Annotated in this window: 6 protein-coding genes (1 of these 6 cut by a window edge); 5 read left to right on the top strand and 1 reads right to left on the bottom strand. The window is 37.1% G+C overall.

Features of this window, described 5'->3' with window-relative positions; all coding sequences use genetic code 11:
* The first annotated feature begins 1 nt into the window (after position 1).
* Complete coding sequence (locus H5J24_RS26395; protein ID WP_488153953.1) at positions 2-1,006, top strand: carboxy terminal-processing peptidase; 1,005 nt, start codon at positions 2-4, stop codon at positions 1,004-1,006.
* A 117-nt stretch (positions 1,007-1,123) separates the two neighbouring features.
* Here H5J24_RS26395 and H5J24_RS23405 read toward each other — a convergent pair whose 3' ends face one another.
* Positions 1,124-1,627 (bottom strand): superoxide dismutase family protein, encoded by a 504-nt coding sequence (locus H5J24_RS23405; protein ID WP_068941155.1) that lies wholly within the window; start codon positions 1,625-1,627, stop codon positions 1,124-1,126.
* 255 nt (positions 1,628-1,882) lie between these two features.
* On the opposite strand from H5J24_RS23405, the gene H5J24_RS23400 reads away from it, so the two are divergent.
* The 4 genes from H5J24_RS23400 to H5J24_RS23385 form a co-directional block, all read left to right on the top strand.
* The gene (locus H5J24_RS23400; protein WP_068941153.1) at positions 1,883-2,521 is read left to right on the top strand and encodes a 4'-phosphopantetheinyl transferase family protein; all 639 of its coding nucleotides are present in this window, start codon (positions 1,883-1,885) and stop codon (positions 2,519-2,521) included.
* Between the two features lie 184 nt (positions 2,522-2,705).
* Entirely contained in the window at positions 2,706-3,275 is a 570-nt protein-coding gene (locus tag H5J24_RS23395; protein ID WP_068941151.1) for a hypothetical protein, read from the top strand.
* Positions 3,276-3,496: 221 nt separating this feature from the next.
* Entirely contained in the window at positions 3,497-5,266 is a 1,770-nt protein-coding gene (locus H5J24_RS23390) for a fibrobacter succinogenes major paralogous domain-containing protein (RefSeq protein WP_068941149.1), read from the top strand.
* Positions 5,267-5,692: 426 nt separating this feature from the next.
* A protein-coding gene (locus H5J24_RS23385) for a non-ribosomal peptide synthetase (RefSeq protein WP_283250748.1) crosses the window boundary here: on the top strand, positions 5,693-17,041 show its 5' portion. 5,013 nt of this gene lie beyond the right edge of the window; the window shows 11,349 of its 16,362 coding nt (coding positions 1-11,349); the start codon lies at positions 5,693-5,695; the stop codon falls past the right edge of the window.

The raw sequence follows: 17,041 nt of genomic DNA, 5'->3' as shown, positions 1-17,041 counted from the left end.
GATGATTCGTGAAGAAGTTGCTATTGAAGATACTTTTGCAAGAAGTATTGTCGTAAATGCTCCGAATGGTAAGAAATATGGGTTTATCAACCTTCCAAGTTTTAACGCTGATTTTGAAAATTCAAAAGGAAGAAATGCTTCTGATGATATCAAAAATGAGATTGTTAAACTCAAGTCTCAGAATATTGAAGGAATCATTCTTGACCTTAGAAATAATGGTGGTGGATCATTAACAGAAGTAGGGGATATTATGGGGCTTTTCATGGATGCCGGACCTTATGTACAGGTGAAGGATGGAAATGGAAAAATACAGACGCTGAAGAACAAATATGAGACACCAATCTGGACAGGCCCGCTTGTGATTATGCAAAACGAGCTTTCTGCATCGGCTTCTGAGATCTTAGCAGGAGTAATGCAGGATTATGGAAGAGCTATGGTAATCGGATCTCCACAGTCTTTCGGAAAAGGAACCGTTCAGACTTTTGTTGATCTGAACAGATTCCTGAATACGGAAGATGATTTTGGTTCTTTAAAGCTGACGATTCAGAAATTCTATAGAATTACAGGAGAATCTACGCAGAGAAAAGGGATTGTTTCTGATATTCAAATGAAAGATTTCTTTACCTATGCAGAAGTAGGAGAGCGTTATGATGACTTTGCCCTGGCTTGGGATAAAATTCCAGCGACTAAATTCGAAAAACTGAACTCCTTTAATATCCAGGCTCTTGAAAAAGCAAGTGCAGACAGAATGGCTAAGAATAAGAATTACCAGCTTCTGTTAGAATCAGCTCAATGGAGAGAAAAATTGGATAAGGAGGAAAACATTACTTTGAATATCAATAAATTCAATGAAGTAATGAAGCACAGAAAATCTCAGATTGAAAAATTCAAAGTTCTGACTAAATTCGAGAATGGATTACAGTTTATCATGTATCCAAGCGAGATTGAAAGAGAGAAAAAGATGAAGCTTTCAAAAAGAAATCTGAAATGTGGATCAAGAATCTGAAAAAAGATCTTTACCTGCAGGAAGCAATGAATATTGTATCAGATATGGGAGTAAAATCATAAACATAAAAAAACCGATAATGAAAATTATCGGTTTTTTTATTGTGTAAATGGGGGATTACTTAATTTCTACACATCCCACTCTACCTCCGGCATTCCCGGTTGGCTGAGTATGGAAATCATCAGCGGCTGCATGTACAATCAGCCCTTTTCCGATGATATTTTTGGATTCATCTGTACAGCCAAGACACCATTTATCTGTCTTGAAGGTTAAAACGGCAGTTCCGTTCTGATCAGCTACCAAATTTCCTATATCTCCCATGTGGAAATGTTCAGCTCCCCATTTTCCGTGATCGTTCTTAGATGGGTTCCAGTGTCCGCCCGTAGAAGTTCCGTCTGCTGCAGAGCAATCTCCTTTTTCATGAATGTGTACTGCATGGATTCCAGGAGTAAGATTCGTTACATTCAGTTTCATGATTACCTCATTTCCCTGTTGGGTAAACTTAGCTGTTCCTCCTGTTTGTGTTGCGCTTTTGGCATTTACGGCGTATGTTTTTGTAGTTCCGCATGAAACAGCCAAAAATGCAAATCCTGCCAATAATGCTAGTGTTTGTACTTTCATTTTTAAATGATTTATAGTGATAATTATGTTAAAATTAAAAAAGATTTTCCAAAACGCTTTATGATTTCAGTCTTTTTTATGAAAGTATATTTTATAGAAGGCTTTAATATGTCTGTGTTTACCCTCAAAATACAGGTTTATGATTTATATAGATTGGCCTGAAAACAAGTTTAAAAATGCTTATTTTTATCTTTCTGATATGAAACCTATATTCATATTTTAAAATCATTACAATACATTTGAAGCACATTAAGAATGATTATCCTACATACATTTATCAGTGAATCAAGACATGAATATTTTTTAGAAAAGTATTTAAAGACTTTTCCCGAAGATTTCAGAAAGGATATTCTGAAATACAGAAGATGGGAAGATGCACAGCTTTCGCTTTTAGGCAGAGTACTTTTGCAGTTGGGACTAAAATTTCATTATCTGATTAATGATGCAGAGATACTGAGATCAGCAGACAATAAACCTTATTTAAAAGACAGTCATCTTCACTTTAATATCTCTCATTCTAAAGAACTTGTGGTTTGTGCTATTGCAGAATTTCCCATAGGAATTGATATTGAATTTATAGATCCAAAAATTAATTATCTGGACTTTCAATATCAAATGACAGAGCAGGAATTTCTTAAAATTGACTGTTCTGAGGATCGAATTAATGCTTTTTTTTCCTATTGGACCCAAAAAGAAGCGGTGATGAAAGCTCATGGAGGAGGAATGATGATTCCTCTGGATTCTTTTGAAATTATAAATGGTGAGTGTGAAATCGATAGTATAAAATTCTTTACCAAAGATATTTTTATTGACAAAAATTATCAGAGCAGCATAGCTTCATATGATAAAACACTTAAAAATGTGGTACCACATTTTTTGATTCCTAAAGTTTGAGTTAATTGATTTAGGTACCCTTTAATTCCTTTTATTTAAATGAATTTCAATTATTTATATTGAAATGTAAAATCATCATTTAGTGATTAAGTTTGCAATTTTCATTGTTTTTTTTTGGGAAATTCATTTTTAACATATATCTTTACTGAGAGAAAAAATTATTTAAACACTAAGACTTATACAAATGAAGAAAAAAGTATTATTGCTGATTACCGCCAGTTCTTTCAGTGTGCTTTCCTTTGCACAGGTAGGAATCAAAAAAGACAATCCCAATCTCAGTGCAGATCTTGAACTGGGTTCCAACAACAAAACTTTACTGTTAAACAGAGTTGCTAACACGACAGCTGTAGCCAACCCAACCAACGGTATGATGATTTATGATCAATCTGAAGAATGTGTCAAAGCATTTCAAGGTGGTAAATGGTCTAAATGCCTTGGAAAAGGACTAAGTGGAAAAAAGGGAGTAGCTAGCCCGGTTTCTTTAACATGTACTTCAGCATCTTTGTCCTCAAATCCCATTGCAGGGCAGGCTTTTAATGGTGTTCTGACCATTCCTTATACAGGAGGAAATGGTAGTAGCTATGAAGCACAAGCTTTTCAAGCCAATGGATTAACTGCTGCTTTACCTACAGGAAACTTTGCAGTAGGAAACGGAAGCTTACAGTATTCTGTTACTGGAGTTCCCGACAAGACCGGAAATATCACTTTCAATGTAAATATTGCAGGAAATACCTGTTCAGTTGTTTCTAAGTAAGGGAATAGGTTTTTCCGGTGTCCGTTTCAAAATCATCATCATATTATGATGTAATTTTATTGTATATCCATCATTACCTTTTCATATAGGTATATGTATTACGTCTATAAAGTTATTTCTGAATCCGCTTACTGGAACTTGTTATACTTTACTTTCATTACAACTGCAATGAAAAGGATTTATATAGACAAATTTTAATAAACCGCAACAAAAATTCAAACATGAAAAAAAAGTTATTATTACCTATTTACATTAGTATTAGCTCATTTTCCTTTGCTCAGGTAGGGATCAATCAGCCTAATCCTAATTTAAGTGCAGATCTTGAACTTGGGTCTACCAACAAGAGTTTACTACTAAATAGAGTTCCTAATACAGGAGCAATTAATAATCCGGTCAACGGGATGCTTATCTATGATGTTGCTGAACAGTGTGTAAAGGCATTCCAAGGTGGTGCCTGGTCACAATGTTTTTGGAAAGATAATCCTGCCTTTACTTTAAATTGTGGGGCCGCTACATTTGCTCCAAATCCAGCAACGCAGGGACAATCTTATACGGGAACTTTAACAATTCCTTATACAGGTGGTGACGGAAGTGCATATGCTGCACAAACCTTCCAGTCCAATGGCTTAACAGCTACATTAGCAGCAGGTACATTAGCTGTAGGAAATGGGACATTACAGCTATCTGTCACTGGTTTTCCCATTGCCTCAGGAAGTGCAACATTCAATGTTACAGTGAATGGAAGTTCGTGTCCGGCTCTTACCCTTACGGTAAACCCAGGAACTCCTATAATCCCACCCAATATTACAATAGAAGGAAGATACTTTATCGCCTCTATTTTTGATCAGGATTATTCACCATTTACAACGCCTACAGGGCCTGCTACTACTGCAAGACCTGTTGCTGCTGATGGAAGTCCTGATACATTGGTTGATTTGCAAGGGATAATTCCTACTTCAGGTCTTACTGTAAATATTCCTGCAACAGCAACGGGAAGCGGAACTGTTGGTGCATGGAGCCAAACAATTAATATTCCTGCAAATCTTACAGAAGACGGAATTTCAAGAAATATTACCCTTTCATGGAACTCGCAGTCATACAATACGGCCACGAAATCAATTACTGCAACTCTGAAATCTGAAGTTGGAACATTAAATGCCCGTAAGCTAGATATAAATGCTGGTATTGGAAATGATTTTCTTGGAGTATTATTGGGGAAATTCTTACTTCCTAACTCGGGAGCTCAAAAAGGCTATGAAGTTCGTATCATAGCAGCTATTCCGGATAGAATGTTTAATGATCCAGATGCTCAAGGAAACTTTACGCATAACTTCCTTTACCTTCCAGTTCAAGCTGAGGATAATAATGTATGGTTGAACCACAATTTAGGAGCAGATTATACTAATGTGAATGATCCTAATTTTAATTTAGGTAAAAGACCAACTTCAGCAAGTGATTTCCGCGCTTATGGTTCATTATTCCAATGGGGAAGAAGACCAGATGGACATGATTTAATCAAATGGACATCTTCTAGCTCAGGATCAGGTGTGTACGGGACAACGAGTACTAGAACAGATATTCCTGCTAACCCATTATTTATAACAGCAGGTGGAGACTGGAGAACAGATGCGGGTACAAGTACAACGTTATGGCAAAATAGTACATCAACGAATAACCCTTGCCCTATTGGATTTAAAGTTCCATCGCAGTCACAAATGCAAAGCTATTTAAGTTCAGCTAATATGAACAATGGAATTACTAGTGCTGCAGCAAGTAAATTAGGACTTACAGCAGCGGGAACCCGAGTTTCTTCATCAGGAGATATATCACCTGTTACCACAGGAACATCAGGACTTTATTGGACCAGCACTGCCGGATCAATATCCAGTCCATCAGCATTTGCATTACAAATAGCTCAATTTGGTGCTCCTTCGGCAACATTTGGAGCGAGTAAAGCACAAGGTGTATCTGTTCGTTGTATTAAAGAGTAAAAGGATCATTGAAATACCATTATTTGATAGTGACCAGCATTATGCTGGTTGCTATTAAATAATTATTAAATAACCAATAAAAAGTAAAAAAAATCTTTAAATATTATTTTTTGAATAAGAAAAATACGCCTAATAGATAAAAAATCTCATTTTTAGTGAGTCTGGATTCTTCAGGAAATCATATGAATATTTGATTTAAATGCACCTGAAAATACAATCTATACTCACTTTCATTTAAACATTCACCCTTACATGTAAAGCTTGTTATAAAACAGGCTCTGGTTATTCTCTTTTGTAAAATCAAAGGAGTGGTTGCTGCTTTACAGATCTTCTGAAATATCCGTTCAGAAATGGTTTAAAGCAAAGGAGTGAATAAAAACCGTACCTAAACCTAACCTAACCTACTGTCCTTCGGGATATATTGCTATGAAGCTAACACCTTATCAATCTACCTTTTATAATGAATGGATACTGAATCCATCAAGAAGCGACTATAATATTATCTTTGATCAGTCTATGTCCGGATATATAGATATCCAGAGACTGAATTCAAGTTTAGTCCGATTTGTTAACAATAATTTACTATTGAACAGTAATGTTGTAAGTGAGTCAGAAAATCTGGTTTGGAAGCACAGACCTTTGCTTTCTGAAGAGGCCCAAATACTAACATTTGTTGCTGAGGAACCAAGCCCTGAAGAAGTTTTACAGCTTGCTTTGCAGCCTTTTGATTTGGAGAAAGAACAATTGGCAAGATTTTATGCCATCAAGCTGAATAATGGCGGTTATAGAATCATTCATATATTCTCCCATATCCTTGTTGATGGCTTGAGTGCAAACAGTATCTATGCTGAACTCAGCACTTTTTACAATGACCTTAGTTATGTAAATCCTATCAATCTTACAGAGCAGGAAATACGGTACGAAAAATTGAGAAATCAGCTTGAAGAGATATTGGGAAAAGGAAAAACAAAAATGTCAGATTTCTGGAAGTCCGAATTGGAAGAAGTTGAAAATATCGGATTTAAATTTTTACAAACATCTGATTCACTTCTCTTTGGATCTCAGGGAAAAGATAGTATTCAGACTAATCCAGTGAGTGAGCTTCGTTTTCATTTTCCTGAATCAGTATCCCTGAAAGTAAGACAATTGATATCAAAATATAAACTGACACCCTATACTTATGGTCAGTTGGTTTTTGCCGTTTTACTTCATAGAATTTCAGGAGTTAATAACCTGGTCATCAATTATCCTGTTGGGATTACAGAAGGACAGGATTTTATCTTTGGAGCCCATATTAATACAATTTTAAAAGGATACAGATTCGAGACGAAATCGTCTTTGCAGGATCTTATCCATCAAAATATAGAATACACCAATCAATTAAAAACAAGTAAGGCTAGATATTTGCCTATTGAAGAGCTTATCAGCTATGCTCCAACTTCCAATATATTAGAATTCGGATTTGTTCAAACCAGTCTTAAAGATGTGGTTATTCACTACGAAGGCGCTAGTAATGTGCTTATTAACAATGATCTGAACGTTGACTTGGTTGGGAAATTGTCATTTGAGCAGGAAGTAAGAGATGGTCAGATTAATTATAAGGTTCGTTATGCGAATCAAAAGCTTGATGCTGAATTAATATCCAATTTTGTAGAGACTTATCAGAGGTTGTTTATTGAAATATTGGAGGATTTACTGGAAGGAAATGCTGATAAACTGATTTCTCAATACAATCTCTTAAATGAAAATTCCTATCAGAAAACAACAGAAAGCTGGAATACGATTGATTGGGACTATCAGAATAGTAAACCCATTCATAAAGCCTTTGAAGATCAGGTTATAAAAACTCCAGAAAATACTGCATTAGTTTATCAGGATGTTAAACTCACCTATCAGGAGCTTAATGAGCGTTCAAACCGTTTAGCTAATTATTTAATCAACACTTTTGATCTTAAACCTGATGAATTGGTTCCATTATGTCTGGAAAGATCAGAAAATATGTTAATTGCGATTTTAGCAGTATTGAAAGCCGGTGCAGCTTATGTTCCTATGGATCCTTCATATCCTGTAGACAGAATTGAGCATATCCTCAAAGATACGGGAGCCAGAATTATTCTGGCAGAAGATAGCACTATAGAGAAGATTAATCATCTTTCCGTACAATATTTATCTTTAAATGATTCCAACTTCAGAATTCTGATGGATTCACAAGAGTCATCAAACCCTGTAACGGATGTTTCTGCTGATCGTTTAGCTTATGTGATTTACACCAGTGGGACTACAGGACTTCCAAAAGGGGTAATGGTAGAGCACCAGAACGTCATGAATGTTGTGGATAAGGTAAGGGAAGCCTATGGCTTTTCTGCAGGAGAAAAAATAACAGCCTATACCTCTTATGTTTTCGACGTTTCCGTATCTGAATTTTTTAATGCCTTGCTATACGGAAACGAACTTCATGTATTGGATGAAGCGACTAAGAAAGATGCCGATCTGATAAGCAGATATTTGTTAGATAATGAGATTGCTTATACTTATTTACCTCCGGTAATGTTATCTGTTTTACCACGAGTAGATTATCCTTCAGTGAAAGGGTTCCTGTACGCGGGAGAACCCTGTGATTATGAAACAGGAAAATATTGGTCGGAAAAAAAGGAGCTTTATAATCTGTATGGTCCTACGGAAGCAACTATTTATGCGATTTACAAAAAGATAAAACATGGAGATGTTCATGTTATCGGTAAACCTGTAGGAAACAGTTCTGCATATATTCTGGATGGATGCCAACAGTTATCACCCGTAGGAGCTGTTGGTGAGTTATATCTGGGAGGTATAGGCATTGCAAGAGGTTATCTGAACCGCCCTGATCTTACTGAAGAACGCTTTATAAAAAACCCTTTCCAAACGGAAATCCAAAAGCAAAAAGGAGTAAACGGGAAATTATATAAAACCGGGGACCTGGTACGATGGCTTCCTGATGGAAATATAGAATACATCGGCAGAAACGATTTTCAGGTAAAAATCAGAGGGTACAGGATCGAATTGGGGGAGATTGAAGAAAGATTAGCTCAGCACCCTGAAATCAAGCAATCTGTAGTTCTTGCAAAAGAAAATAATACAGGGATGAAGTACCTGGCCGGCTATTATGTAGCTGAAGAAGAACTGAATGCAGAAACGTTGACAGAATATTTATCAGAAACATTGCCTGAATATATGGTACCAAGTGTTTTTGTTCAATTAACAGCTTTGCCATTAACCATTAATGGAAAACTGGACAGAAAGCAGCTGCCTGAACCTGAATTCAGTGGAGAAAGAGAATATACTGGCCCTGAAAATGAATTACAGGAGAAATTATGTCAGATTTATAGTCAGATTTTAGGAATTGAATCTGGAAGTATTGGGATTCATGATGATTTCTTCCGCCTTGGAGGAAATAGTATTATGGCTATTAAACTGATCAGTAAAATTAAACAGGAGCTGGAAATTCCAGTGAATGTATCCATGGTATTTGGGCATAAAACAGTGGCGTCATTATCTCATGTACTTGATAAAAACAATGATGTTTCTGAGCCAATAATCATCAATGCAATACCTGTTTCTCAACCTGAAGAACAGCGTTTGTCTTTTGCTCAGGAAAGACTTTGGTTCATAGAGTCCTATGAAGGAAGCAGCAGTGTTTATAATGTTCCAATGGTGTTTACATTGAGAAAAAATGTTTCCCAGGAAGTTCTTCAGCAGGCTTTCGATCTGTTGATGCAGCGTCATGAAGTATTGCGAAGTATTATTCTTACTACAGAAGATGGGGTAGGATATCAGGAGGTAACCGATCAAAAGCTTAAGATTCACTTCGGAAAGGTTGAAACCAGAACAGAACTTGATCAGGCGATAGACTATGTAGCCAATAAAGTTTTCCGACTGGATCAGGAACTTCCAATAAGTGCCTCTGTTTTCAGAATGGAAGATAATCATTATTTATCTGTTGTTATTCATCATATTGCTTTTGATGGATGGTCAACAGAGGTCTTTATCAATGAATTCAATACCATTTACCAGGCTCTTATTGAAGGTGAAAATCCTGAACTTCCAGTATTACCTATTCAATACAAAGACTTTGCCCTATGGCAGAGAAATTATCTTTCCGGGGAAATACTTAAGGAGCAGGTATCGTATTGGAAAAACAAATTGGAAGGATTCCAAACCCTGGATCTTCCTTTGGACTTTAAGAGGCCAGCCCACGTTTCATATACTGGGGCCACAACTTATTTTGATCTTTCGGAGCAGCTTGCTTCAGAATTACAAAAACTTTCAAAAGATCTTGGAGTAAGTTTATACAGCGTGATGCTGAGTGGATATTATCTGATGCTGTCTGCTTATTCAGGGCAGGATGATATTATTGTGGGAAGCCCCGTTGCCAACCGTCACCATGCAGGTCTTGAAAATATTATCGGATTCTTTGTTAATACTTTTGCTTTAAGAGAAACAATAGATCCTGAGCAGCAGATAAAAGATTTCATTGTGCAGGTTTCAGAGTCTATCACCAATGCTCAGTCTCATCAGGATCTTCCTTTCGAAAAGCTGGTAGAAGAAATGGGAGTAGAGCAGGATAATTCAAGAAACCCTATTTTCCAGGTGATGTTTGGTATTCAGAGTTTTGAAGAAAAAGTTTCTCATATAAATAATAATACTGTACTCCTTCCTTTTGATGGAGATATAGATTATAAATCTGCCAAATTTGATGTAACGATGATGATTGATGTTCACGGAGACAATATCCGGGGAATCTTCAATTATGCAGTAGCTCTTTTCAAAAACGAGACCATTATCCGTATGAAAGAGACCTATATGCTAATCCTGAAACAATTGGCTGAAATAGGAAGTGTAATCTCAAAAAACAATACAATTAAAAGCCTTCAGCTTCTAAATGATGAACATTATCAGAAGATTACGAAGGACGGGAATGCCAAAGAACACGATTATCCGGAAGGATATACGATTCACAGATTATTCGAAGAACAGGCAGCAAAGACACCCGATGCCACGGCATTGGTCTATCAGAATATCAGATTGTCTTATCAGGAGCTGAATGAGCGCGCCAATCGTCTGGCTAACCATCTTATTGCTGCATATGACGTGAAGCCTGATGATTTGATTCCTATGTGTTTAGATCGTTCTGAAAATATGCTTGTTGCCATTTTGGGCGTTTTAAAAGCCGGTGCTGCTTATGTTCCTATGGATCCTCAATATCCGTCAGATAGAATCCAGCATATTCTTCAAGATACTCAAGCAAAAGTAGTTCTTACAGAAGAAAAATTGAAAGATAAAATAGACTCAGAGAATGCCCATATTCTATCCTTAAATAATCCTGTATTTCAGACAATTATTGAGGAAGTCTCTTCTCAAAATCCTGTTACAAAAGTTACCCCTGAGAATCTTTCGTATATAATTTATACCAGTGGAACTACAGGGATGCCTAAAGGCGTAATGATTGAGCACCAGAATGTTGTGAACGTAGTTTCACAGATCAGAGATGCCTATGGTTTCAGTGAAGGAGAAAAAATAACAGCCTATACCTCTTACGTTTTTGATGTATCAGTATCAGAATTTTTTAATGCCCTGTTATATGGAAACGAGCTGCATATCCTTGATGAAGCCATTAAAAAAGATGCCGATTCCATAAGCCAATACCTTTTAGAAAACGATATTGCATATGCTTATCTGCCGCCGGTGATGCTTTCAGTATTACCAAAAATAAAATATCCTTCTCTGAAAGGAATGTTGTATGCCGGAGAACCTTGTGATTATGAAACCGGGAAATACTGGTCAGAATATACCCGTTTATACAACCTTTACGGACCAACAGAAGCAACTATTTATGCCACCTACAAACAGGTTGAACATGGCGATGTATATCTTATTGGCCGTCCTGTTAATAATACTTCAGCCTATGTATTGGATACCTATTACCGTCCCGTTCCAATAGGGGCTATAGGTGAACTTTATCTTGGCGGAAACGGAATTGCAAGAGGATATCTGAACAGACCTGATCTTACTTCCGATCGTTTTATTGTCAATCCTTTCCAGACTCCGATACAGAAAATCAGAAGAAAAAACGGAAAAATTTATAAAACAGGAGATTTGGTACGCCTTCATCCGGATGGAAATATTGAGTATATCGGCAGAAATGACTTCCAGGTAAAAATCCGTGGTTATAGAATTGAATTAGGTGAAATTGAAAACAAGCTGCAGGAATATAAAGAGATAAAACAGGCAGTGATTCTTGCCAAAGAAAATAAGGCAGGAATGAAGTTTCTTGTCGGATATTATGTATCTGACGAAGGGCTAGATGAAACTCATCTTTCAGCATTTTTATCAGAAACATTGCCGGAATATATGATTCCTGCTGCTTATGTACAGCTTGATGCCCTTCCGTTAACCATTAACGGGAAATTAGACAGAGGAGCCCTTCCGGAACCAGAATTTACCGGAACCAAAAAATATACAGCTCCACAAACAGAACTTCAGGAAAAACTTTGCCGCATTTATGGGGAAATATTAGGGCTTGATGCTGATGAAATCAGTATTCATGATGATTTCTTCCGCCTGGGAGGAAACAGTATCATGGCGATAAAGCTGATCAGTAAGATAAAAAACTATCTGAATCTCCGTATTCAGGTAACGTCTGTATTTAATCATAAAACAATTGCCTCTCTTGCCTATTTTCTGGAAACAGAATTCAAGGAAGAAAACATACATATAGAGCCTGTAATGGTTTCCTCTCCTGAGGATCAGCGCTTATCTTTTGCCCAGGAAAGGCTTTGGTTTATTGAAGCCTATGAGGGCGGAAGCAGTGCTTATAATATTCCGATGGTACTCACTTTGAGCCCGGATGTACAGTTGGAAGAACTTCAAAAGTCTCTGGAAACAGTCATTTTGCGGCATGAAGTCCTTCGTTCTGTGATTAAAACAACGGCAGAAGGAATAGGATATCAGATGGTTATAGATTCTATGCCGGAATTCAGAATAGTAGAAGTAAATACCAGAGAAGAGCTGGAAACAACCATCAATTCTATAGCTAATAAGGTATTCCGTCTGGAAGAAGAGCTTCCTTTGGATATCACTCTGCTTAGATTGAAAGATCAGTATTATTTATCTGTGGTAGTCCACCATATTGCATTTGATGGATGGTCTGTAGATATTGTGTTGAAGGAAATTCAGGCCGTGTATGAAGCCCTGATTAACAAAATCCCTCATCAACTTCCTGATCTTGCTGTTCAGTATAAAGATTTTGCCCTTTGGCAAAGAAATTACCTGAAAGGAGAAATTCTGGATAAGCAGATTAATTATTGGAAAGGGATATTAGAAGACTTTGAATCTCTTAATTTACCTTTAGATTTCAAACGTCCGGCTCAGATTTCTTATGAAGGGGCTGCCATTTACTTTGATTTGTCTTTAGAAGTAGCTTCAGGATTAAGGGCGATTTCCAGAGACCTTGGCGTAAGTTTGTATAGTGTGATGCTGGGCGGATACTATTTAATGCTTTCTGCTTATTCAGGTCAGGATGATATTATTGTGGGAAGCCCAATCTCCAATCGCCATCATGCAGGTCTTGAGGATATTGTTGGTTTCTTTGTGAATACACTGGCACTGAGAGGAAATGTGAATTCCGAACAGAATTTTAAAAACTTTATTCTTCAGGTATCCCAATCTGTAGCAGAAGCGCAGTCGCATCAGGATCTTCCATTTGAAAAATTGGTGGAAGAATTGGGCGTAGAACAGGATATGTCCCGTCATCCGGTATTTCAGGTGATGTTTGGTGTTCAAAGCTTTGGTAGGGAAACCGGAAAAGATAATGTATTCTCTCTTTTTGAAGGCGAAATAGATTATCAGGCGGCAAAATTTGACCTTACCACAATGATTGATGATGGAGAGGAAAAGATAAGAGGAATGTTTAATTATGCCGTTTCTCTTTTCAGTAAGGAGACCATTTTGAGGATGAAAGATACCTATGTTCTGTTGTTGGAACAAATTGCAGCAATAGGGTCTGAAAATGCAGAGAATATTAAGATCAATGATTTCCAACTCCTTAAAAATACAGATTATAAAACAGTTATTGAAAACTGGAACAATACGGTTTCTGAATATCCATTTGATAAAACCATCCATCAGCTTTTTGAAGATCAGGTGGTAAAAACTCCGGATCATACTGCTTTAGTATATCAGGATATTCAATTTTCCTATCAGGAATTAAACGAAAAAGCAAATCAATTGGCCAATGATCTGATCGGAAAATATACTATTCAACCAGACGAAATTATTCCCCTATGTTTGGACCGTTCCGAAAATATGTTGATTGCGATGCTGGGAGTTCTGAAATCCGGAGGAGCCTATGTGCCGATTGATCCTTCATATCCTTCAGACAGAATCAGGCATATTATAAAAGACACCAAGGCCAGATTGGTGATAGGTCAGGAGAGTACAATTGAAAAATTAAAAGATCAAAATGCTGAATATATTTCTTTGGATGAGGTTCAATATAAGGCACAATTAGAGATTGCAGATTCAAATAACCCTGTTACGGAAACAAAGTCTGGAAATTTAGCGTATGTGATCTATACCAGCGGAACAACAGGACTTCCGAAAGGAGTAATGGTAGAACATAGAGGAGTTTCAAACCTTGTGACCCAATTTGCAGAAAAGCTGGAGTTAAATACCAGAGAAAGTGCCACGAAAAATTGTCTTTGGTATGCCAATTATGTTTTTGATGCACATGTTGCAGAACTTTTCCCTGTTATTACCCATGGTCATAGCATTTATCTGCTGGATAAAGAAAGACAAACCGATATTGCAGCATTACAGCACTATATCCGTGAAAATGATATCAGGATTGCAACAATCCCTCCGGTACTTCTTACCAAAGATTATATTTTACCACTGGAGAAACTTATGGTTGCCGGAGATGTTACCAATCCTCAATTGATGGCCCTTTATCAGGCTCAGGGAATAGATATTATTAATGCTTATGGTCCTACAGAAGGAACCGTTTGTGCCACCCTTCATTACTATAAAGAAGACAACAATCCACTGAATATAGGAAAGGCTATCGGAAATATGACTTCTTATGTTTTGGATGATAAGCTACGTCCGGTTCCTGTTGGAGCAATAGGTGAGCTTTATATTGGCGGAGCAGGCATTACCAGAGGATATCTGAACCGTCCGGAGCTTACAGAAGAACGTTTTATGATCAATCCTTTCCAAAGTAGAGCTGAAAAAGCAGTAGATAAAAATGGACGATTATATAAAACAGGGGATTTGGTACGCTGGCTTTCTAATGGAGAGCTGGAATACCTGGGAAGAAATGATTTCCAGGTGAAAATCCGTGGTTATAGAATTGAATTAGGAGAAATTGAAAATACATTAGTTCGTTATCCGGACATCCGCCAGACAGCAGTGCTGGCTAAAGAAAATAATACCGGTTTGAAATATCTGGCCGGATATTATGTTGCTGATTCAGCAATAGATTCTCAGCTTCTTTCGGAATATGTATCAGAATCTTTACCAGAGTATATGGTTCCCGGAGCCTTTGTTCACTTAGAATCTTTACCGCTTACAATTAACGGAAAACTGGATAAAAAACAGCTGCCTGAACCTGAATTTACAGGAAGTAAAGACTATATTGCTCCAGAGACTGAACTTCAATCCAGATTATGCCAGATTTATAGCAGTGTATTGGGAATTGATGCTGGAACAATCAGTATTCACGATGATTTCTTCAGATTAGGAGGGGATAGTATTATCAGTATTCAGCTGGTAGGAAGAATCAGACAACAGCTTGATGTAAAAGTAAGTGTGAAAGAGATTTTTACATCCAGAACACCGGCTGCATTGTCCTTACTTATTGAAGAAAATAAAAAGAACGAACAAACACAAATTGTAACGGAACAAGGACTCCTTACAGGAGAAGTTTCCTTACTTCCTGTTCAGGAATGGTTCTTTAGCCAGAAAGAACAGGGATATCTTGCAGACTTCAACCATTGGAATCAGGCTTTCCTTGTGAATGTTCCTGAACTTGATAAAGAATTACTGGAAGAATCTATCAGACATTTGATAGAAAGACATGATGCATTCAGATTAAAATTTGAAAAAAGCAATATGGGGTATATTCAATCGTATGGAAATACTCAAATCTTCGCGTCTATCAAACAATTAGATGCTTCCGCTCTGAATAAAGAAGAACTATCAAAAATACTTACAGAATGGCAATCCGGGTTTGATATTGAGCAAGGCCCATTGTATCAGATAGGGTATATCTATGGATATAATGATGGAAGTGCCAGACTTTATTTTGCTTTTCATCATTTGATTATTGATGCAGTAAGCTGGAGGATTATTACAGAAGATATAAAGAATATTTATCAGGCCCTTGAAAAAGGAGATAGAGAAACAATTCTTTCCCACACAAAAGGAAGCAGCTACCGTCAATGGGTGAATGCTGTAAAAAATTATTGTTCTGAGTATGCAGAATCCAGAGCCCAGGAATTATTGTACTGGACTACATGTGCAGATACTACAGAAGTTCAGAATAAAGCTTTGGATCAGTTCATCATAAAAGATTCTTACCGCAGTAGTCTGATTTTAAATAAAGAAATAACTGAAGCTTTAATCCGAAATACTCATCATATTTACCAGACTCAGATTAATGATCTGCTATTGTCTGCTTTGTCAGTTTCTCTTTCAAAGTTAACAGGTGAAGATTCCCATGCTGTTCTTTTAGAAAGTCATGGCCGTGAAGAAGTATTCCAACAGCTTGATATCACGGAAACGATGGGATGGTTTACCACGATGTTCCCTTTACTTCTGAAAAACGGAAAAGGACTGGCAGATACCATCATTTTGACCAAAGAATCTTTAAGAAGAGTTCCTCATAACGGAATTGGTTATGGAAGTTTGGTAGGATATACAGAACGCGATCTTCCAAAAATAAGTTTCAACTATTTAGGACAACTAGATCAGGAAACAGAAGAGAAAAGCTGGTTTATTGCAGCAGAAGATGCCGGATCAGGAATAAGAAAAAACAACCGAAACAGCCAATATATCAGCATGAACGGAGCTGTTGTGGATGGACAATTACGTTTTGAAATTGAAGGATATCTACCCGATGAACAGATTAAACTATTTACAGAAGATTTTAAAACCAGTATTGAAACCATTGTAGAAACTCTTTCTCAGGAAACACAAAGTTATCTTACTCCATCCGATGTAGACTACGTGGTAGACTTTGAGCAGCTTACAGAGATCCAAAAGACAGCAGAAATAGAAGGTGTATACCTTGCGAACAGTTTGCAGGAAGGATTTGTGTACCATGCCTTGAATCAGGGAGAAAAAGACGATGCTTACAGAGTACAGCTATTATGGGATTATCATACAGCTCTTGATATTGAGAGCCTTAAGAAAGGCTGGAGTCTTACCCAAGCTGCTTATCCTTCATTGAGGATGAGGTTCGATTGGAATGGCGAGATTGTTCAGGTCATCAATAAAAATGGAAATGTAGACTGGCGTTATCAGGACATCAGTGAGATACCTGATTCTGCTCAGGAAACATTCATTAAAGAAATTACGACAAAAGACCGTTTTGAAGGATATGATCTTTCTAAAGGCGATCTTTTCAGAGTATACCTGTTTAAACGTTCAAAAGATCATTATACTTGCCTGTTCAGTAACCATCATGCTATTTTGGATGGATGGAGCATCCCAGTAGTTCTTAACAGTATTCATACCCAC

This window comes from Chryseobacterium capnotolerans, from assembly GCF_021278965.1.
GTDB lineage: Bacteria > Bacteroidota > Bacteroidia > Flavobacteriales > Weeksellaceae > Chryseobacterium > Chryseobacterium capnotolerans.
The sequence above is the reverse complement of the archived record's forward strand: the minus strand, read 5'-3'. Positions and strand labels throughout refer to the sequence as shown.